The following is a 20,205-nucleotide window of genomic DNA, read 5'->3' as shown; positions in this document are numbered from 1 at the left end:
AGAAATTGAGGATAAAAATTTCTGCTTCTGAGGAGAATAGCGAGCTATTTGACGAAGAAGCAGGAATTTTTAGACCAATTTATTGCAACCGCAGTAGGACAGCCTTAAGTCCGACAGGCTGCTAGGTAGCAGGTATCAGTAAACAGGAAGGAGAATTCAGGAGAGCAGAATGCCAAAGCTTACCATGAATGAATTGCGTGAGTATCGCGTGAGTATCATACGTATAGTTGAAAGTTACCATTGCTCTAATCCAGGAGTGTTTGGGTCTCTGGCTCGAAATGGCTATATCGATGAGGGGAATGATATTGACATTCTGGTAGAATCCACTGACCAGACAACACTTTTTGATATTGGTAATATCGAATGCGACTTGAAAGATCTGTTGAATATTCCTGTTGATGTAGTCGCTCGTGAATCTATTTATGAACCCTATAGAAAGCAAATAGAGCAGGACATTAGGGTGTTGTGAATTATGGTCAAGGAAGTGAGATATCCAGTGGAGAAAATGCTGGAAAGCATTGAATGTATTGAGCGTAATCTGGCAGTTGCACATTGGCCCGGTTCAAGGCAGATAGACAGTTACAGGATGTCGTAATGGTGCGCATGGTCATTATTGGGGAAGAAGCTGGCAAAGTCATGAAAATTCCCGGGTTTGAGCCCGCTCCAGCTCTTCGGTCATCGCTTCGAGGTGCAGGGCAAATGCGTAACAGGGCTGCTCATGCTTATGGAACTCTGGATATAGAACTGGTTTGTCGAACCATCGAACAAAATTTGCCAGAGCTTAAAAGGCTATTAAATTCAATTTAGAAAGCCTGCAAAGGAAGATAGAATCAATGATGAAAATGGTAAAGACTGTTCAACAATTCATGGTGGGGCTGGTCTGCCTGATGGCGGCGGGAATGTCTTATGCTGCACCTGTTTTGCAGCCACCGGAAGAGGAAGTCAAGAGGATTACTTCCGAGCTGCTGGATACCTTCAATAAGAATAAGGAGCGTTACCAGAAAGACCCTGAAGGTTTTTTCAGGGAAGTCAATCGACTTTTATCTCCGGTAGTGGCATTTGATCAGGTAGCCCGCTATGTCATGGGCAAATTTGCTCACCGCAGCCCTGATCAGGTTGATAAGTTTGAATCGGCATTCAGAGACAGTCTGATCCGTTTCTATGGCAAGGCGCTATTGTCTCTGGACGACACTAGCCTGATTATCGACAGTGTGGATAAAACTTCTCCCGAGCTGCTGAAAAAATATCAGGAAGGCCAAACCAGTCGTGTCCCCGTCAAGATGAAGGTTCGCACCAGCACCAACACGGTCGAGATCTTTTACTCAATGGTACACGTTGATGGTCGCTGGAAGCTGCGAAACGTGTCTATTGAAGGCATCAACATTGCCAAGCAGTTCCAGAGCCAGTTTGCCGATGCTATGAAAAAGCACAAGAAAGTGCCTTACGTGGTAGAGCACTGGGCTGCCATCATGTCGGCTTCAACAGACGGGAACATTAACAAGTAGTCTGGTCAATTTTTTACTGTGAGCATTCAGGAATTCAAATTATGCAGCTTGAACGATTGGCGCCAGGGCAGTTTTCACTTCGCGGGATTGTCAATGTTGATAATGCTGTCGAAGTGGAGAGTGAGGGACGTAGACTGTTGGAAGAGGACATAGCTCCCGGAGGTGTCCTGAGAGTCAGTCTTGGAGAACTGCTAAAAGGAGATAGCTCAACCCTTTCTGTCTGTCTGTCCTGGATCAGGCTGGCTCAGAGTAAGGGCGGGCATCTCTGCCTCTCTGATATGCCGGAGGAGCTTGCTGCCCTGGCCAAGGTCTGTGGAATAGCACCCATTTTGCAGGAAAGTACTTGCCCCACTTCCTGATTGAACGTAATTGCAGTCTTTTGGCTGCCAGTCCCCTTTGGGACTGGTCAGTGCAGTCAATGTCCGATATGATTCATCGATTTGCCCGCAAGCATGTACGGCGAGCACAGGCTTGTTGAATGGCTGTTGGATTTTTTCATGGAAATACCACTGTTGGGTGGTGTTTTTGTGTTTATGCTTTTGAGGCGTGAGACGGCTTTTATCCGGTTCATGCCTGTTTTGAGAGGTGAATGCATGCAAGCCACCGAAGTTAAGGCGCTGCTGGAAGAGAGTATCCCGGGGTCAAAGGTTCTGGTAGAAGGGGAAGGATGTGACTTTCGACTCACCGTTATCAGTGACCAGTTTGAAGGGGCCCTGCCCGTTAAACGTCAGCAGATGGTATACAAACACCTGAATGAACTGATCGCCAGTGGTGCCATTCATGCGGTGACCATGACCACCCAGACACCTTCCGAAGCTCAGCGTCAGACCTAACCAGCAGATCACAGGTGAAACTATGATGGATAAACTGATTATCACTGGTGGTACGCGTCTGGATGGCGAAATTCGTATCTCCGGTGCCAAGAATTCTGCGCTGCCTATTCTAGCAGCCACCCTGCTGGCGGATGACCCGGTTACCGTCTGTAACCTTCCTCACTTGCACGATATCACTACCATGTTTGAGCTGTTTGGCTGTATGGGTATTGATCTGATGGTCGATGAGCGTATGAACGTTGAAGTTCATGCCAGTACCATCAAACAGCTAAGAGCTCCCTATGAACTGGTAAAAACCATGCGGGCTTCCATTCTGGTTTTGGGGCCTCTGTTGGCCCGGTTCGGTCGTGCTGAAGTCTCTCTGCCTGGTGGCTGTGCCATCGGCAGTCGCCCGGTTGATCTTCACATTCGTGGCCTTCAGGCTATGGGGGCTGACATTGTGGTTGAAGACGGTTACATCAAGGCCAGCATCAAGGACCGTCTGAAAGGTGCCCGTATCTTTATGGATACCGTCACCGTCACCGGAACTGAAAACATTCTTATGGCAGCCTGTCTGGCAGACGGTGAAACCATTATTGAGAATGCTGCCCGTGAGCCGGAAGTGGTTGATCTGGCGGAATGCCTGATGACCATGGGTGCCAGGATTGAAGGTGCTGGTACCGATGTTATCCGTGTTCAGGGCGTTGAGCGTCTGAACGGATGTACTTATTCAGTTCTGCCCGATCGTATCGAAACCGGTACTTATCTGATCGCTGCCGCTGCAACCGGTGGCAGAGTTCGCCTTAAGGATACTCAGCCTGATCTGCTGGATGCGATTCTGATCAAGTTACGTGAAGCCGGAGCCTGCGTGGAATGGGGCGAAGATTGGATTGAGCTGGACATGATGGGTAAACGTCCCGCAGCGATTGATCTCAAGACGGCTCCCTATCCTGCCATGCCTACAGATATTCAGGCACAGTTTACGGCCTTGAACCTGATTTCTGAAGGCGTCGGTAGTATTACAGAGACCGTCTTCGAAAACCGCTTCATGCATGTTCAGGAAATGAAGCGAATGGGCGCTGACGTGAAAGTAGAAGGCAACACGGTTGTGATCAAAGGGGTTGATTCTCTGAAGGCGGCTCCTGTTATGGCGACAGATCTGAGGGCGTCAGCCAGTCTGGTCATCGCGGGTCTGATCGCTGAAGGTGACACGGTTGTTGAGCGCATCTATCACATTGATCGTGGTTACGAATGTATTGAAGAGAAGCTTCAGCAGCTCGGTGCGAAAATTCAGCGGGTACCTGCCTGATAGTCTCCTGAACCCGAAAAACTTATGGCGGTCATGTGTCAGGGGAAGCTTCCAGCTATCCCCTGATCTTGTTAGATCAGTTCTGAATCTTTTTCTCTCATAAAAGTATAAAAACTCCCTGTCGGTACGGCAGTCTAACACTCACGTCATGTTCTGTTTGGTGTAAACTACCCCACTTAACGCGAAGGAAGCCTGTCCCAGATGTCTAGCCAGATCACAATAGCGCTTTCCAAAGGGCGCATACTTAAAGATACGCTGCCACTGCTTAAGGAGGCGGGTATTGAGTTAGCTGAAGACCCTGCCAAGAGCAGGAAGCTGGTTATTTCTACCACTCATCCAGACGTCAACCTTTTGATTGTCAGAGCCAGTGACGTACCCACTTATGTTGAGTACGGTGCTGCTGATGTGGGGGTGGCGGGAAAAGATGTGTTACTGGAACATGGATCGACAGAGCTTTATGAGCCTTTGGACTTGCAGATTGCCCAATGCAAGCTGATGACTGCGGGTAAAAAAGGGCATGAAGAGCCGACAACCGGTCGGGTCAAAGTAGCGACCAAGTTTGTGAATGTCGCCAGACGCTACTACGCCTCTCAGGGGCGTCAGGCTGATGTAATCAAACTTTACGGGTCTATGGAGCTGGCACCGCTGGTGGGTCTGGCAGATACCATTATTGATGTCGTTGATACCGGTAATACTCTGAGGGCCAACGGGCTGGAGCCAAAAGAATTGATCACTCACGTATCCTCCAGACTGGTTGTAAACAGAGCTTCCATGAAAGTGAAGTTTGAAGCCATTAATGCACTGATTCAGCAGTTGAGAGCTGCAGTAGACGCACAAACCTATTAACAGCCATGACTGATGAACGTTTTTTGCCTCAATCCCGGATAAAAGGGTTTTCATGGCAGCTTTCGTGGTAAAAAGTTCATGGTAAAAAAGAGTGACGGAGTAATACGATGACGGTAAATCCTGTACAACTGAGCTACGAAAATCAGGATTTCAATGAGCAGCTGGATCGGCTGCTGGCCTGGGAAAGTGTCTCTGATGAAGAGGTTCAGCATCGTGTTAAGCATATCATTGCCGAAGTGCGCTCCCGTGGTGATGAGGCTCTGGTAGAGTTTACCCATCGATTTGATCGCCTTTCCGTTTCTGGTATGGCGGATCTTACTCTGGGGGAAGAGCAGCTACAGAAGGCACTGGAAACCATCCCGCAGGAACAGAGAAAGGCTCTGGAAGTTGCTGCTAAAAGAATCAGAAGCTATCACGAGCGTCAAATGCAATCTTCCTGGACTTACGAAGAAGAGGATGGAACCCTGCTTGGGCAACAAGTGTTGCCTATGGATCGTGTAGGTCTTTATGTGCCGGGAGGCAAGGCTGCCTACCCTTCATGCGTTATGATGAATGCCATCCCGGCTCATGTTGCTGGCGTAAAAGAAATTGTTATGGTGGTGCCCACACCGGATGGTGTCGTCAATGACATGGTGCTTGCCGCTGCCGCTGTTGCTGGCGTCAAGAAAGTGTTTACCATAGGTGGGGCCCAGGCTGTAGCCGCTCTTGCCTATGGTACTGAAACCGTTCCCGGCGTGGACAAGATCGTTGGCCCTGGCAATATCTATGTTGCCACCGCTAAGCGTGAAGTGTTTGGTCAGGTAGGTATCGATATGATCGCAGGTCCATCTGAAATTATGATAGTCTGCGATGGTCGTACAGATCCGGACTGGATTGCTATGGATCTGTTTTCTCAGGCTGAGCACGACGAAGACGCTCAGGCGATTCTGGTGTCTCCGGATCAGTTTTTTCTTGATCAGGTTATAGCAAGTATGCGTCGATTGCTGCCCGACATGGAGCGTAAGAAGATTATTGCAGAATCGCTGAACAACAGAGGCATTATGATCCATGTTCCGAATATGAAAGCCGCCTGTGACGTCACCAACCGAATCGCTCCTGAACACCTCGAGTTATCAGTAGAAAATCCTCAGGCTCTGTTGTCTGATATCCGTCATGCCGGTGCTATTTTTATGGGTCGTTACACAGCCGAAGCCTTGGGTGATTATTGTGCCGGTCCGAATCATGTATTGCCTACCTCCGGTACTGCGCGTTTTTCCTCCCCGCTGGGGGTTTATGATTTCCAGAAGCGATCTTCTCTGATTCATTTTTCATCCGAAGGGGCTTCAGAAATGGGTAAAGTAGCCTCTGTGCTGGCGCGAGGAGAATTTCTGACAGCTCACGCCCGTTCAGCGGAATATCGTATCAAGAAATGAAGCATCGACTCTTGGTATGTCATTTTCATTCATTCTCGGGGTAAGCAAAAAGTCTGTTATCGGAGCGGTTATCCTCAGCACTGTACCATTGCTATTCAGTTCCTGGGCGGCCTCGGTGTTAATCCGGTACCAGACTGATCTATCCGATCTAAGTATTGGGCAATGGTTCCCTTTCTTTCTATTGAGTGCTGCGACCATGGCTCTGGCTCTGACTCCCAGTACTTTTGTTGCAATGCTAGCAGGTTTTTTTCTGGGCTGGGATGCCATCCTCTATATGTTGCCAGCCTATTTGTTGGCTTCAGCAATGGGCTACTGGGTAGGTGTACTCCTGGATGGTGGACACCTGATGCAATCCATTCAAAACAACCCACGGGTCAAAAAAACACTGGAAACCCTGAATGCCAGTGGTTGGAGCCTGATGTTTCTGATCAGGCTTTCGCCCGTTCTGCCTTTTGCATTAATGAACCTTTTAATGCCCGCACTGAATATTTCGTTTTCGGTTTTCCTGCTGGGTGGTTTTTTTGGCATGCTTCCCAGAACACTTTTTTCCATCTGGTTGGGCATCAAAGCTCACGACATTATTTCACTGATGAATGGCGAGTTATCAGTGCCGGAGTCAAGCTGGTTGGTAATGCTGCTGATTGTTGTGTCCGTCGGTGGGCTCCTCTTTCTGTTGAATCGTGCAGCAAAACAGGCACTGACGATATAACTGGAAAATGATCAGATAAGCTTGGCACCTGCTATGTTTGTCACTCTCAGCTGAATAAATAGAGGCAAGCATGTGCAGGATAGTTCGGGGGGCATTGTTTGTGGGTTTATATCTGATTTTAATGTGTCTCAATGGTTGGGCTCTGGGGTCTTCCAAAACAGAAGCCGTTTGTCACTCATCTGGAACAAAAGTGTGTGTGACGGTTGAACAGAATGATTATGAAAAGTGGCTTTGGTTTTCCACATCATGCCATTCGGACTGTGTCTATTATCACGATGCTTTTGTGGAACAGTTTCTTCCTCTGGAACATCTGACCCATATTGCTCATTTCGGAATAAATCTTCGGAAAAAAACAGATGGCAAGCTGGTTTGGAGCCATTATAAGCTAGGCAGTGGTTATAAAAAGCAGGCTTTGATCGTCGAGGTGGAAGTGACAAAGCAGGATCGCTTTGAGAGTATTGGTGGCAGGCAGTTCAACCATATGCTGTTGGATGATCTGACCAGACTCCAGCCTGTAACCCCGGAAATATTGAAACGTTACCATACCAATTATGATGAATGGCTTTGGTCGGGTGTGGCTTATGTGGGTACCTTTTTTGCCGGTGTTATCGGTACCATGATTTTGCTGATATTTATAGGATAATCCTCAATCAGTTGACCATGTTGGGTCGTGTAGCGACAACCGCTTTCATTTCAAGAGGTTGGTTATTACGCAGAATCTGCAAGGTCACTTCACTCCCCGGTGGTTCCTGGGCCACCATATTCATGACTTTCCTGCCATCGCTGGTATTGATGTTATTGATGGCTATCAGAATGTCTCCGCGTTTCAGACCGGCCATATCTGCAGGACCATTGTCGTAGACACCTGAAATCAAAATGCCGGCATTGCTTTCGACACCGTAAGCTTCTGCCAACCGGCTGGTAAGCGGTTGTGATTCTATGCCTAGCCAACCCCGCACAACCCGACCGTACTTGATGATGGACTGAGTGACAAATCGAGCCATGCTGGAGGGAATAGCAAAGCCAACGCCTTCATTACCTCCACCTCTGGAAAACAACAGCGTGTTAATGCCCAGCAGTTCACCACGGGCGCTGATCAGAGCCCCTCCTGAGTTACCCACGTTGATGGCGGCATCGGTCTGAATAAAATCTTCATAAGTATTGAGGCTGAGGTCATTCCTGCCAGTTGCACTGATGATCCCCATGGTGACTGTTTGCCCCAGTCCAAAGGGGTTACCAATCGCCAGAACGACGTCCCCCACTTCGTTTTGACCAGAGTCAACAAGATTCAGGCTGGGTAAATCGTTTAGATCTATTTTCAGTACCGCAAGGTCCGTCTCCGGGTCCCTGCCGACAATCGCTGCAGATTCTTCCCTACCATCTTTCAGTACAGCCACAATTCGGTCGGCGCCTTCGATAACGTGATTGTTGGTCAGCAAGTAGCCGTCAGGGCTGATGATGACTCCGGAGCCAAGGCTGGTTTCTACCTTGGCTCTGCCAAGATTATTTTCTGTGAAGGGGCTCTTGGGCATTCTCGAGCGGCTGGATTCATCGACCAATGTGGCGGTAGCAATGTTGACCACTGCAGGTGCTGCTATCTTGACTGCCGAGCTATAGGAAATCTCGCCAATGCCCAAGAGTTGTTCACTCCTGTTGAGCACATTATTGAAATTCAGTTGGGGCAGGCCCAGCCAGTTCGGAGCAAACAATATCGCCAGCAAGGCCACAATCAGGCCTGACAGGGCGGGGTAGATGAGCTGGTTGAGAAGTTTTTTCATGATGTACTTGTCAGTGATTGTGGGCCGGGGCTTTCGTTGCTGTAAATAAAAATTCTTGAAACCTGCAAGCCAGCAGTATAATTCCTTAATATTGTGTAGGCATCGTTGTTGTCAGCGTTGTCCATGACTAAACCTCTTGGTATTACTGGCTTGCAGTGAAACTATACAATGAAACTGTTTTCACTGATATTCAAAGATGTAGGCAAAAATATTGTCAGTTATGAAGGCACTTCCTCAAGCACTCTGTAGACATCTATAGACAGTCTTTCGGGCTATCCCTAGCTCCTTTGCAATATCAGTAGCTCCCATACCACCAGCTTTCAACTCCCTTACTCTATCCCTATCGACTGATTGCTTACGGCCTTTGTAGACTCCTTTAGCTTTCGCCTTGGCTATCCCTTCAGCCTGTCTATCTTTAATCCTTGCTCTCTCGAACTCAGCTACAGCCCCAAAGATTTGAAGCATGAGCTTTGACATTGAATCATTCTTGTTAGAGGAGAAGGTAAGACTCTCCTTATGAAACACTACAGTAACTCCCTTCTCATTAAACTCATTAACAAGGCTCTGAAGGTCTAACAAGTCTCTAGCCATTCTATCAATGCTGTGGACGTGTACTGTGTCTCCTTCTCTTAGCCAGTTCCTAAGATCATCTAAAGCTGGTCTATTGGTTGTGCTTCCGCTGCATTTATCCTCAAATACTTTCACTCCTTCCCCTACTTCTTTAACTATCTCGTATTGTCTCTCTGTGTTCTGGTCAGTGCTTGAGACTCGTATATATGCTGCTTCAGACATTGCTGTGTGTACCTTATCAGTGTGTCATTAGGCTTTAGACTTTCGGCATTATACGTGTGTCATTATCAAAAGCAACTCTATTGTTACATCTATTTGTGTGTTAAGTGTGTCACTGTCAGTGTGACTCAAGGGTGTACCCTAGTGATACAGGAGAAGGAGAGGGAAGGAGAAGGTAGAAGGAGAGGGAAGGAGAGGGAAGGAGAAGGATTAATTACTCCTCATATTACAAAGAAGTAAGTAAGGGTAGGGGCGGCCTTTGGCTTTGGCCTACGGGGACATTCAGCCAGCCGCTATATATAAAGAAAGGGCTCAGAAATTTGTGGTAAAAATATCCAAGGGGTGCTGGTGGTTTGGCTGGTGGTTTGGCTGGTGGTTCCCCTTCTGGTTCCCCTTCTGGTTCCCCTTCTGGTTCCCCTTCTGGTTCCCCTCAGAGAAAACCCTTGGTTCTCTCAGGTAAATCTAAAAGGGAGGTGTATGCCGACCTCAAGTAGGTTCCCTTTTGAGTTCCTTCAGTACTACGTGCAGGGGTACGGGAGGTATTCAATGTATGTGTTCCCTCTACAAACGTAGTACGATCCAAATTTGGATTGTTCTATTCCGAGCTTGTCTAGCATGGAGTTAATATCTCTACAAACGTAGGAGCCCTCAAATCTGAGGAGTTAAGTTGAGACAGCATATTTTGAATATCTCTACAAACGTAGATGCCCCCAAATCTGGGGCGGTTGATTCCAACTCCTACCAGTATTCCTATCCTAAATTTGAGTGTAGGAAATAACGCCTGTGAACTTCCGTCATTGGCGTAAGTTGGATTAACCCCTTGTCCTGCCAGCGATCAACAAGTTTAGCGGTGAACTCAGGGGACACTTGAGCCATGACGACGTATGAATCACGCTGGTTTACGTGGTAGGCGTTGATAGCTCTGTTTGTCTTTAAGCAGCTTTCCGTCATTGGCGTGAAGCTAATTAAACCCTTGTCCTGCAAGCGTTCCATAGATTTCTTAACTGTATCAGGACGTTTCCCAGCAAGCTTAGCTATCTCAATGTGAGACATGGTTGTCTGTTGGTTCCCCTTCTGGTTCCCCTTTATTACTCCCTTTATTACTCCCCCTTTATTACTCCTATCTCCTGCTCTCTTATGAAGGAGTGGAAGTAAGGAGTGGAAGTAAGGAGTTGTTAGTTACTCCGTTGCCCTCAGTAGAGAGGATGGTTATTGACCCCTTGTCCTGTGTACTTTTCCGTCATTGGCGTAAAAGCTATACATGCCCTTCAGAGCCTCTCAGAGCCTCCCTAAGAGCTTTTATATTTAGGTATTACATTGGTTTAGGTAGGAGGAGTAAATCCCTTAGATAACCCTTATAGAACCCTTATCGAACCCTTATAGAGCCTTGGTTAACTGATGGTTGATCTACAAGGGAATGGTTAATCTCTCAGGTCAAATAGTATAAGACATGTGTTGCATATATATTGAACCTAATGATAGTTCTACTCAGCCTGTAGTTACCCTCATTGATGACTATCCGAAGGGTCTTTAGATTACCCTTGAGCTTCCCTTTATTACTCCCTTTATTACTCCCACTCCTATCTACTCTACTGTGTATTAATAATAAAGGTTATAAGTAGGAGTGAGTCTCTTTAGTGGAACCTTTAGGGTGAGTCATTTCCGCACAGTGGCGATTTTGACTCACTGCCTTTAGTGGAACCTTCAGGGGGGCGAATTTTTGCGCCTTGCAATTTTTCGCCTCTCTACCTTTAGTGGAACCTTTAGGGTGAACAGTTTTCGCCAGTGGCGGTTTTTGTTCACTACCTTTAGTGGAACCTTCAGGGTTGCTCATTTCCGCACTGTGCGGTTTTGGGCAACCTTGTATAACACGGTCTACGGTCTGTCTGGGAACGTTAAGCTCTTTAGATTACCCTTGAGCTTCCCTTTATTACTCCCTTTATTACTCCCTTTATTACTCCCACTACTACTCTCCTTAATTGTATGGAGGAGTTCGTCTAATGGGTGAGGTTCTTTATCGTGGACTGTAGGTTGAGTCATTTTTGCGCCGTGCAATTTTGACTCACTATCGTTTATGACACGGTTCACTGTCTTCTGGGGAACGTCCAACTCCTTAGAGATAGCCCTATTAGACTTCTCACCACAATCATGCAGGGACAATATAGCCTCGTCCCGCTTCTCTTTAAGCTCTTCGTTCTTTTCTTGTAGGGTCTTTAGTGGGTTCTTTAGGGTGAACAGTTTTTGCGCTGCGGGATTTTTGTTCACTTGCTACATATGTTAACTAAAGAGGTAGAGAGCTTTAGTGGAACCTTCAGGGTGCGGAATTTTTGCACTGTGCAATTTTTGGGCACTTGCTACATATGTTAACTAAAGAGGTAGAGAGCTTTAGTGAGGACTGAAGGGTGGGGAATTTTTCCGCTGCGGGGTTTTTCACCACTTGGGAACCTATAGAAAAACCAACAGGGCACTCCTAATTAATACATATGTTAACTATCTCAAAACAAAAGGGTAGCTCTATTACTTCCTACTACTGATTAATACAGAAGGAGTGAGTAATAAAGCTACCCTTAGGGTGACTCTGGGGACACAATAGAAAAGCCTACAGTCCCGCTGAAGATGTTCTTACAGAGATAGTGAGAGGTTCTATGTAGGGTATATCTCTGAGGCTTCAGGCTTAACGGTTAGGGTCTGTGGGCTTGAATCTGTAGGCTTGATCTTAATGGACTTATAACTTCTATTAACTTCTATTAACTTGGAATGAGAAGTAGGAGTAGGATAGCTATGGTCAATATTGTGTAATCCATGACTAACCCCTCAGTGAAGCTCAGGGTCTACTTCATGTTCTACTACAGGATAGAGAACCTTAAGGCTATCGCTAACTGTGTCTAACTCAGTACCAGCTATAACCGCATTAACTACTACTTCCTGAACTTGGTGATACTTCCTACCCGTAGCATGGAGACAGATTAGAAAGTTCACAGCAGCTATGAAGTACTTAGAAGCATTATTAAAACCCTTGTAGTTCTTCTCTGCATAGTCTTTTAGTTTCTTTTTATTAGACTTATCCAGTAGACTCGGCTGATTGTATGCGTCAATCTTATCTGCTAAATCTACGCACAGTCTGTATGCCTTGAAAGGTTCGCCACCTGTAGTTGTGATTAACTCTTTAGCGACACTCGCAGTGACGATATAGTCCTTATAATCTACTCCTCTCACTAGAAGTAAATTAGTAACTGCTTTAGAGAACCATCGGCTAAAGTTAGAGTCTCCCTCTGGTTTCCCTAAAGCAGCCCATAAGGTTCTAACATCTATCCCAGTATCTAAGCTCTCAGCATCATAGATTAACTGGAAGGTCTTACGGTGCTTGTGGATGAGCTTAGCGTTAGCTTCAGTTAACCCAAAGGTTTTAATAAGGACTGGCTTAGATACTGTTTCGATTGAGTAATGGTTATTTGTATTAGTTGTCTTGGTCATGTGTGTGTTGTCTATTTGAATTAGCTTCTGTATCCCCTCCTCTACCATCACTAACCATTTACAACACAAATGGCAGAGGTACAGAAGCTAATTCAGATAGCAGGTTAGTTTTTATTAAGGGTTATTATCAGGAGGAGTGGACAGTAGATTACCTTAAGGACTCATACTCGAAGGACTCATTATCTTTCCTCAGGAGCTTCATTCTGTATAGATTCTCGAAGTCAGCATTATGTGTAACGTCAGACTTCTCTAGGTATCTCTCTATGAAATATGAGTAATCCATATTCAGTCTGTCGGCTACTTCTATCAAGCGTAAGACTAGACCTCTGTATACTCCATAGTCTCTGGACATTGTATCAGCCTTTAACCAAGGTGAGCCCACAGTGTTCTGATTTTTGATCTGAATGTTCTTACTAGTGTACTCTGGGAATTGTTCCATAGGTTTCATAGGTTTCATAACTTCCATAACTTCCATAACTTCTATAACGTATTCAGACATAGAGGGTCATCCTTGGAACACCTTATATAACCATTCTCTATAGCCATGAGCTTATTCTTTACGCCATACCTTGTATCCAATGTGAACTCTACGACAGACAAGGGTTCCAGTGTGATTGACTTGAGTTTATCTAGCATGATTACTTCTTGAAGCATGTTTACCAGAGGAGTGCTTGAGGTTGATCTCTTGGCATAGCTTATGTGGCCTGAGAGTTTTATACTGAGCTTCTGGGATGTACTACCGATATAATATTCCCCTGTTTCAGTATTGAGGAGTTTATACACACTGGCTTTAAACCTTGCGGTGTCCATAGCGTCGATCAGTGGTAAACCAGTGTTATCAACTATATCATACGCCTGAACAGCACTTATGGTCTTCTTACAGCACTTACAGTGCCCACCATTGATGTAGTGTTCTGTTGTCTCGTTACATCTTCTACAGAATGTTTCGTATGTATTGGTCATTGTTCTTTATGTTTTCTCTATATGAATTAGCTCCTGTCTCAGCTCCTACACCATGACCAAAGCGTTTAAGAAAACACATGGCATAGGCACAGAAGCTAATTCAGATAGCTGCTTTGGTTGTATTGGTTTTAATTGGTTTTAATTGGTTTTAATTGGGATGAGTAGAAGTAGTTCATATCTCAAGTTCCGCTGAAGGACTTATGTGTGATCTAAGGTACTCTCAGGTTTAGCTGGTGGTTATCTCATTGGTTATCTCATTGGTTATCTCATTGGTTATCTACAAGGGAATGGTTAATCTCTCAGGTCAAATAGTATAAGACTTAAGTCGTGTATATATTGAACCTAATGATAGCTATACTCAGCCTGTAGTTGCTCTTGTAGATGACTAACCGTGTAGGCTCAGTGGACTGGCAGTGTCTTGAGGGTCTGTAGGGTCTTTAGGGTCTACCTATGACTCCTCTCTCCTGACTCCTCTCATGTTTATTAATCATTGGTTGTAAGTAGAAGGAGTGTAGCTATTGTTAAGCTGTAGTTAGTCTGTAGTTAGTCTCAAGTGCTCTTAGAGTTATCTATAGATTTATATACTTTGGTTGTAAGTAGAAGGAGTGTAGCTATTGTTAAGCTGTAGTTAAGCTAAAGTGCTCTTAGAGTTATCTATAGGTTTATATACTTTAGGGAGTAATAGAAGAAGTACTAAAGTAGAACCTATAGACAACCTATAGACAACTTATAGACAACCAGTAGACATCCAGTAGACATCCAGTAGACATCCAGTAGACATCCAGTAGACATCCAGTAGACATCCAGTAGACATCCAGTAGACATCTTTAAGATAACTAACAGTACTCTTATAGTTAATCTTATAGTTAATCTTATAGTTACTCTTATAGTTAATCTTATAGTTACTCTATTAGTATATAACTTTAGTTTCACTTTACTTATAGCTAGGGGTTAGTAAAAGAGAGTCTACAGGCCGCATAGTTGTGTTCAAAAGGGGTATAGGGTTGAGCTAAGGGTTGAGCTAAGGGTTAACCTGAGAGTTTAGCTTATCTCCTCCCTAATCTCCTCCCTAATCTCCTCCCTAATCTCCTCCCTAATCTCCTCCCTAATCTCCTCCCTAATCTCCTCCCTAATCTCCTCCCTAATCTCCTCCCTAATCAACTCTATACCTCATGTATCCCATCGCATTGGTCAACATTGGAAAAGCTCTCAGGGAGGCTCTATGGAGGTCTCAGGGAGGCTCTATGGAGGTCTCTCATGTGTGTGACTAACCTATCTTCTCCTGTCTTCTCTTCTCTTCCCCTCACAACTCAGGTAATTGGTCTATAACCTTCTTCATACGCCCTATCTGTGCTGCCCATCCATCTCCATAGTGTTGGTCAGTAGTTCCCTCTTGAGCGTGTCCAGTGATAGCGTATCTCAACCCATCAGGACAGTTCTCAATGACTCTCAGCCTGTCTGTAATTCCGTGTCTAAAGCTGTAAAGCCTTATGTGTCGCTCTGTGAATAGCTTAAGTTCCCCATTGAGTTTCTCTTTATTGACTGCTATTGCTTTTACGTTCAGTCCATAGAGCCTTTCAATGGAGTAGTGGAGAGGTATTGTCCTGTTGCCTGCTTTTGTTTTACTGTTGGTTATCTTCAGGCACTTATTACCACTCACTTCTACCCATTCCATATTCACAAATGGTTCATTAGATCTTAAGCCAGTGTAGTAGTAGAGCTTGAATATATCTCTGTATTCAGGTCTTACAATCTCCAGTATCTTTCGAGTGTCTTCAGTTGATACAGGTGACATGGCTTTAGTTTCATACCCTGACAGTCCGCCTACCTGTTTAAATACTGAGTACTCTATATAATCCCTCTCCTGTAATATCCAACTGAATAAGGCTGCTACACGATTGAAGTAATTGGAAGGAGTAGAGTTCGTGTACTCTTCTAGCAAGTGTTCTTTAAAGTCCCTTGCATCTTGCTTTGTTGCCTTGCGTACATCTTCAAGCTGCGTAAGCTCTACAAAGGCCTTTAATGGTTTCCTGTATTCCATCTTATTGCGTGCCGCTCTATCTCCTTTCCATTTCCCTGTTTTAACTTTGTGTGTACAGAACTCCTCAAACAAGGAAAGAGTGTCAGGGATAGGGCTTAACTCTGGTTTAGCCTCTGGTGTTGCCTCTGGTGTTGCCTCTGTCTCTGGTCTACCAACCGACAGGCCGCAATCCTTCTTAACACGGTCAATGTAGTTGTTAAGGTTACTAGCGTCTTGAGAGTCGAGGACAGGGTTAAAGACATCCTCAGCTTCATACAGGTCATTGATGTGTCCGCCTATGATAGCCTGCCTGTAAGAATCAGCCGCTTCAAAGGCTTTATCCAGCTCCTTTTTCAAATCAGCAAACAATACTAACTCTCTCGCCTTATGCCTCATGTAGCCTTCCAAATGTAAATCTATCAGGCTTGACAGTACTTTAGCTATTGTTGGATGTGTAGTCAGTAGTGACCGACTAAGGGATGTAGAGCCTATGCGCCTTTGGTAGTGAAAGTGACGCTTACGAAGGCGCAAATGTAGGCAATCATTAGGTTTGAGAGCTGGTATTCCCCTACAGCCCTTGGTATTACTGGACTTCTCGTTTTTAACGGTATAATTCCTTAATATACCTGTATTTCTTGGCTGATAGATAGCCCCGAAACTTGTGCAAAGCGGGTCGATAAACATGGCGTCAAAGGCTCTCAGATTCAATAAACAGTGGAGTGGAGAATGAGCATCACCCTGAAACAGCTGGTGAAGATCCTGGATGATGAACTTCAGCCAGGGCTGTTCAAAGATTATTGCCCCAACGGCCTACAGGTCGAAGGGAGCGATCAGGTTAAACATCTTGTGACCGGTGTAACCGCCTGTCAGGACTTGATTGATAGGGCCATTGAACTCAACGCCAACGCTATTTTGGTTCATCACGGTTACTTCTGGAAGGGGGAAGATTCTGCCATTGTAGGTATGAAGAAGCGCCGGATTGAAACGCTTCTCAAGCACAACATCAGCTTAATCAGCTATCACCTGCCGCTGGATGGGCATCAGGAGTTGGGTAACAATGCCCAGTTAGCCAAACTCCTTTGCTGGAAGACAGAGGGTGGCATGGAGCCGGGAAAAAATCGCTCTGTAGGTAACTGGGGAGCACCTGTGGCTCCCGTTTCTCTGGAAGCTCTGGGGGAGCAGATTGAAGAAAAGCTGGGTCGTAAACCTCTGCTGATTTCGGGCGGTGACCATGAGATCAAAACTCTGGCCTGGTGTACTGGTGCTGCCCAGCGCATGATTGATCTGGCTCTGGATCTGAAGGTAGATGCTTTTGTGAGCGGTGAAATCTCCGAATCGACGGTTCATTTTGCCCGTGAAAATGGCATTCACTACATCAGCGCCGGACACCACGCTACTGAGCGCTACGGTGTCAGGGCTCTGGGCGAATGGTTGCAAGAAAAGCAGGCTATTGAACATACTTTTGTCGATATCGATTCTCCCGTTTGATTTTCAGGCTGAATAGGCAGATGGATACCTTATTGCGTTTCCGGCGGCGTTTTGGGGTTAATATAATGTTATGAATTATTGGTATAGTTTTTTTGTTTTATATTCCAATGGTGCTGCTAGTATTCGAGCTAAGAACAATTTTTAGCCAGCTTCGGGTCTAGCATTCATGTCTGATACAGCCACTCAGGAGAGCACTCAAGAAGGTGCTAACGAGCTTTCTGGAGAGCGCCTCAACCATTTGAAGCAGCTCGAAGCAGAGAGCATCCAGATTATCAGGGAAGTTGCTGCCGAGTTTGATAACCCGGTTATGCTCTACTCTATTGGTAAAGATTCAGCGGTCATGTTGCATCTGGCAATGAAAGCCTTTTATCCGGGTAAACCGCCTTTTCCCCTCATGCATGTAGATACCACGTGGAAATTCAGGGAAATGATTCAGTTCCGTGACAGGTTGGTCGACGACCTGGGTCTTGAGTTGATTGTTCATATCAACCAGGACGGTGTTGAGCAGGGCGTAGGCCCTTTTTCCCACGGTAGCGCTAAACACACTGATATAATGAAAACCCAGGCCTTGAAACAGGCTTTGGACAAGCACGGTTTTGATGCTGCATTTGGTGGGGCTCGTCGTGATGAGGAGAAATCACGAGCGAAAGAGCGGGTTTACTCTTTTCGGGACAAGCACCATCGCTGGGATCCCAAAAATCAGCGCCCGGAACTCTGGAATATCTACAACAGTGAAGTAGAGAAGGGTGAAAGCATTCGGGTCTTCCCCCTGTCCAACTGGACTGAGCTGGATATCTGGCAGTATATCTATCGCGAGAATATTCCCATTGTTCCACTCTATCTGTCTAAGGAACGCCCGGTGGTAGAGCGTGATGGCAATCTGATTATGGTTGATGACGAACGTATGCCTCTGGAACCCGGCGAGAAGCCAGTGATGAAGAAAGTGCGCTTCCGTACCCTGGGCTGTTATCCATTGACGGGAGCCGTTGAGTCAGAAGCGGACACTCTGCCTGATGTGATCCGGGAAATGTTGCTCACCAAAACATCTGAACGTCAGGGCCGTGTTATTGACCATGACAGTGCCGGTTCTATGGAGAAGAAAAAGCAGGAAGGTTATTTCTAATGAGTCATCAATCTGATCTGATCGAGTCTGATATTCAGGAATACCTGCGTCGGCATGAGCAGAAAGAAATTCTGCGTTTTCTGACCTGTGGCAGTGTTGACGATGGCAAGAGCACACTGATTGGTCGACTTTTACATGACACCAGCATGATCTATGAAGATCAGCTGGCTTCCGTTGAAAACGACAGCAAGCGTGTTGGAACCCAGGGCGAAAAAGTCGATCTGGCACTGCTGGTGGATGGTCTTCAGGCTGAGCGCGAGCAAGGCATTACCATTGACGTGGCCTACCGTTACTTCTCCACTGAAAACAGGAAATACATCATTGCCGACACTCCGGGTCACGAGCAGTACACCCGGAACATGGCGACTGGTGCTTCCACCTGTGATCTGGCCATTATTCTGGTGGATGCCCGTCAGGGAGTACTGACACAGACTCGCCGTCATACCTATATTGCCAGCCTGCTGGGTATCAAACATCTGGTAGTAGCTATTAACAAGATGGATCTGGTGGACTTCAGCCAGAAACGTTTTGAAGAGATTCGGAATCAGTACCTGGATTTCTCCGAGTCACTGAACCTGGGCGATGTTCGTTTTGTCCCGGTATCGGCTCTGGATGGCGATAATGTTGTTTATCGCAGTGAAAAAGCTGACTGGTACACAGGCCAGACTCTGATGGAAGTAATGGAAAGTGTAGAGGTTGCCCATGACCGTAACCTCGATGATTTCCGTCTTCCGGTTCAATACGTGAGCCGACCCGATCTCGATTTTCGTGGTTATGCCGGAACCATTGCTTCTGGTGCAGTGAAGCCTGGCGACAGAGTTAAGGTGCTACCTTCAGGACTGGAAAGTGCAGTTGAAAGAGTAGTTACCTACGACGGTGATCTGGATAAAGGTTTTGCCGGTCAGGCTGTCACTCTGACACTGAAGGACGAGATCGATATCAGCCGGGGTGACATGCTGGTGCACGCCCGGGATGATATTTCAGTTTCTTCTCGCCTGAATGCCAGTGTTGTCTGGATGGCAGAGCAGGCAATGAAGCCAGGACGTCAGTATCTGATTAAATTTGCCACCACTAAAGTGGCAGGAAGTTTTACGGGTATTAACTATAGAGTGGATATTAACACTCTGAAACAACAGGATGCCGATGAACTGGCACTGAATGAGATAGGCTCGTGCAAGCTGGCACTCACGCAGCCTGTTGTTTTTGATCGTTATGTAGATAATCGTCAAACCGGTGCCTTTATTGTTATTGATCGCTTAAGCAATGCAACCGTTGCTGCTGGTATGGTTGAATCTGTTGCTAATGAGGGTGATACCGCTGATAAGGTTCTGGCCAGTGACAGGGCAAATCGACTGCGTCAGGAGTCAGCTCTGGTTCTGGTTGACGGTTCTGAAGCTTATCTGCAGAAAGTAGAGCGTCACTTGTTTGATCGTGGTCTATTGCCTGTCATCGTTGATCAGCAGGATCAACACTGGGTTCAGAAAACAGAAGCCCTGCTTCAGGCGGGACTGGTTGTTCTGATGGCCAGGACTGAGCTGAAAGACCTGCAGGTTGAGGTTTTACACAATATCAACGAGTCAGACAGTCTGTCGGCTCTCGTCAATTCTCTGTCTTTGTGACAGAGACGGGTTATCGCAATTCTCCGGTTGCGATAGCCCCTTTTCCTGACTTAAATCCCACAGGCTCCTGAACACTGTCTGATCTTTCATAAACATCTCCAAATTCAATGGGCATAGCCCTGTTTAATGGATACTCTGAACCAGAGCCATCAGGGTCCGGGCGAAATACGTATAAATGCTGGTACAGAGTCTCGACCCCCTGATTCAATATTGCTGTCTTCTACAATGGGGTTATTGGTACTTTGTTCAGCCTGTAATGTGTTTGGGGGTTGAATCGGGACTGCTCCCCTAAGAGTCTGACTGAGAAGAGCGCATGAACTGCCTGTCCCGGCCAGTCCCTCATATTTTTTGATTTCTG

At 46.1% G+C, this 20,205-nt stretch carries 21 protein-coding genes; 13 read left to right on the top strand and 8 right to left on the bottom strand.

The genetic code is table 11. The annotated features are described in order from the left end of the window. The first annotated feature begins 208 nt into the window (after positions 1-208). The 10 genes from KBW69_RS20550 (at position 209) to KBW69_RS20505 (ending at position 7,236) form a co-directional block, all read left to right on the top strand. A complete protein-coding gene (locus KBW69_RS20550) occupies positions 209-469 on the top strand; it encodes a nucleotidyltransferase domain-containing protein (protein WP_257282099.1) in 261 nt (86 codons plus the stop codon). 83 nt (positions 470-552) lie between these two features. Then, complete coding sequence (locus KBW69_RS20545) at positions 553-807, top strand: DUF86 domain-containing protein (protein WP_257253069.1); 255 nt, start codon at positions 553-555, stop codon at positions 805-807. A 26-nt stretch (positions 808-833) separates the two neighbouring features. After that, positions 834-1,505, top strand: a complete 672-nt coding sequence (locus KBW69_RS20540; protein WP_257253070.1) for a phospholipid-binding protein MlaC — start codon at positions 834-836, stop codon at positions 1,503-1,505. A gap of 41 nt (positions 1,506-1,546) precedes the next feature. Continuing rightward, positions 1,547-1,864, top strand: coding sequence for a lipid asymmetry maintenance protein MlaB (locus tag KBW69_RS20535; protein WP_257253072.1), 318 nt, complete (start codon positions 1,547-1,549; stop codon positions 1,862-1,864). 138 nt (positions 1,865-2,002) lie between these two features. After that, positions 2,003-2,338, top strand: a complete 336-nt coding sequence (locus tag KBW69_RS20530; protein ID WP_373690726.1) for a BolA family protein — start codon at positions 2,003-2,005, stop codon at positions 2,336-2,338. Between the two features lie 25 nt (positions 2,339-2,363). Continuing rightward, positions 2,364-3,626 carry a UDP-N-acetylglucosamine 1-carboxyvinyltransferase gene (murA, locus tag KBW69_RS20525; RefSeq protein ID WP_257253102.1) on the top strand — a complete coding sequence of 421 codons (1,263 nt, stop codon included), beginning with the start codon at positions 2,364-2,366 and terminating at the stop codon, positions 3,624-3,626. 201 nt (positions 3,627-3,827) lie between these two features. Then, on the top strand, positions 3,828-4,472 hold the full coding sequence (gene hisG, locus KBW69_RS20520; protein ID WP_257282098.1) for an ATP phosphoribosyltransferase: 645 nt from the start codon (positions 3,828-3,830) through the stop codon (positions 4,470-4,472). Between the two features lie 107 nt (positions 4,473-4,579). Then, a complete protein-coding gene (hisD, locus tag KBW69_RS20515; protein WP_257253075.1) occupies positions 4,580-5,884 on the top strand; it encodes a histidinol dehydrogenase in 1,305 nt (434 codons plus the stop codon). Between the two features lie 196 nt (positions 5,885-6,080). Then, on the top strand, positions 6,081-6,593 hold the full coding sequence (locus KBW69_RS20510; RefSeq protein WP_257282097.1) for a TVP38/TMEM64 family protein: 513 nt from the start codon (positions 6,081-6,083) through the stop codon (positions 6,591-6,593). A 70-nt stretch (positions 6,594-6,663) separates the two neighbouring features. Next, the gene (locus KBW69_RS20505; protein ID WP_257253077.1) at positions 6,664-7,236 is read left to right on the top strand and encodes a hypothetical protein; all 573 of its coding nucleotides are present in this window, start codon (positions 6,664-6,666) and stop codon (positions 7,234-7,236) included. A 7-nt stretch (positions 7,237-7,243) separates the two neighbouring features. On the opposite strand, the gene KBW69_RS20500 is transcribed toward KBW69_RS20505, so the two are convergent. From KBW69_RS20500 to KBW69_RS20470, 7 genes are all read right to left on the bottom strand, one after another. Continuing rightward, on the bottom strand, positions 7,244-8,371 hold the full coding sequence (locus KBW69_RS20500; RefSeq protein ID WP_257282096.1) for a S1C family serine protease: 1,128 nt from the start codon (positions 8,369-8,371) through the stop codon (positions 7,244-7,246). A gap of 234 nt (positions 8,372-8,605) precedes the next feature. Further along, positions 8,606-9,163 carry a recombinase family protein gene (locus KBW69_RS20495; RefSeq protein WP_257282095.1) on the bottom strand — a complete coding sequence of 186 codons (558 nt, stop codon included), beginning with the start codon at positions 9,161-9,163 and terminating at the stop codon, positions 8,606-8,608. Positions 9,164-9,910: 747 nt separating this feature from the next. Further along, positions 9,911-10,213, bottom strand: coding sequence for a Rha family transcriptional regulator (locus KBW69_RS20490; protein ID WP_257282094.1), 303 nt, complete (start codon positions 10,211-10,213; stop codon positions 9,911-9,913). 559 nt (positions 10,214-10,772) lie between these two features. Beyond that, positions 10,773-10,994 carry a hypothetical protein gene (locus tag KBW69_RS20485; RefSeq protein ID WP_257282093.1) on the bottom strand — a complete coding sequence of 74 codons (222 nt, stop codon included), beginning with the start codon at positions 10,992-10,994 and terminating at the stop codon, positions 10,773-10,775. A gap of 980 nt (positions 10,995-11,974) precedes the next feature. After that, the gene (locus tag KBW69_RS20480; RefSeq protein WP_257282092.1) at positions 11,975-12,682 is read right to left on the bottom strand and encodes an antA/AntB antirepressor family protein; all 708 of its coding nucleotides are present in this window, start codon (positions 12,680-12,682) and stop codon (positions 11,975-11,977) included. Between the two features lie 100 nt (positions 12,683-12,782). Then, entirely contained in the window at positions 12,783-13,133 is a 351-nt protein-coding gene (locus KBW69_RS20475) for a hypothetical protein (RefSeq protein WP_257282091.1), read from the bottom strand. 1,767 nt (positions 13,134-14,900) lie between these two features. After that, positions 14,901-16,013 (bottom strand): hypothetical protein, encoded by a 1,113-nt coding sequence (locus KBW69_RS20470; protein ID WP_257282090.1) that lies wholly within the window; start codon positions 16,011-16,013, stop codon positions 14,901-14,903. A 330-nt stretch (positions 16,014-16,343) separates the two neighbouring features. Here KBW69_RS20470 and KBW69_RS20465 point away from each other — a divergent pair, with 330 nt between their 5' ends. From KBW69_RS20465 to cysN, 3 genes are all read left to right on the top strand, one after another. Continuing rightward, the gene (locus KBW69_RS20465; RefSeq protein ID WP_306670844.1) at positions 16,344-17,105 is read left to right on the top strand and encodes a Nif3-like dinuclear metal center hexameric protein; all 762 of its coding nucleotides are present in this window, start codon (positions 16,344-16,346) and stop codon (positions 17,103-17,105) included. 166 nt (positions 17,106-17,271) lie between these two features. Continuing rightward, positions 17,272-18,228, top strand: coding sequence for a sulfate adenylyltransferase subunit CysD (gene cysD, locus KBW69_RS20460; protein WP_257253079.1), 957 nt, complete (start codon positions 17,272-17,274; stop codon positions 18,226-18,228). Beyond that, on the top strand, positions 18,228-19,847 hold the full coding sequence (gene cysN, locus KBW69_RS20455) for a sulfate adenylyltransferase subunit CysN (RefSeq protein WP_257253080.1): 1,620 nt from the start codon (positions 18,228-18,230) through the stop codon (positions 19,845-19,847). Before cysD ends, cysN begins: the two co-directional genes overlap by 1 nt. A 10-nt stretch (positions 19,848-19,857) precedes the next feature. On the opposite strand, the gene KBW69_RS20450 is transcribed toward cysN, so the two are convergent. Further along, entirely contained in the window at positions 19,858-20,055 is a 198-nt protein-coding gene (locus KBW69_RS20450) for a hypothetical protein (protein ID WP_257282089.1), read from the bottom strand. Positions 20,056-20,205: the final 150 nt, after the last annotated feature.

It is taken from the genome of Endozoicomonas sp. ISHI1 (assembly GCF_024606225.1).
Taxonomy (GTDB): domain Bacteria; phylum Pseudomonadota; class Gammaproteobacteria; order Pseudomonadales; family Endozoicomonadaceae; genus Endozoicomonas_A.
Note: the sequence above shows the minus strand (reverse complement) of the source record. Positions and strands in the feature narration are given on the sequence as shown.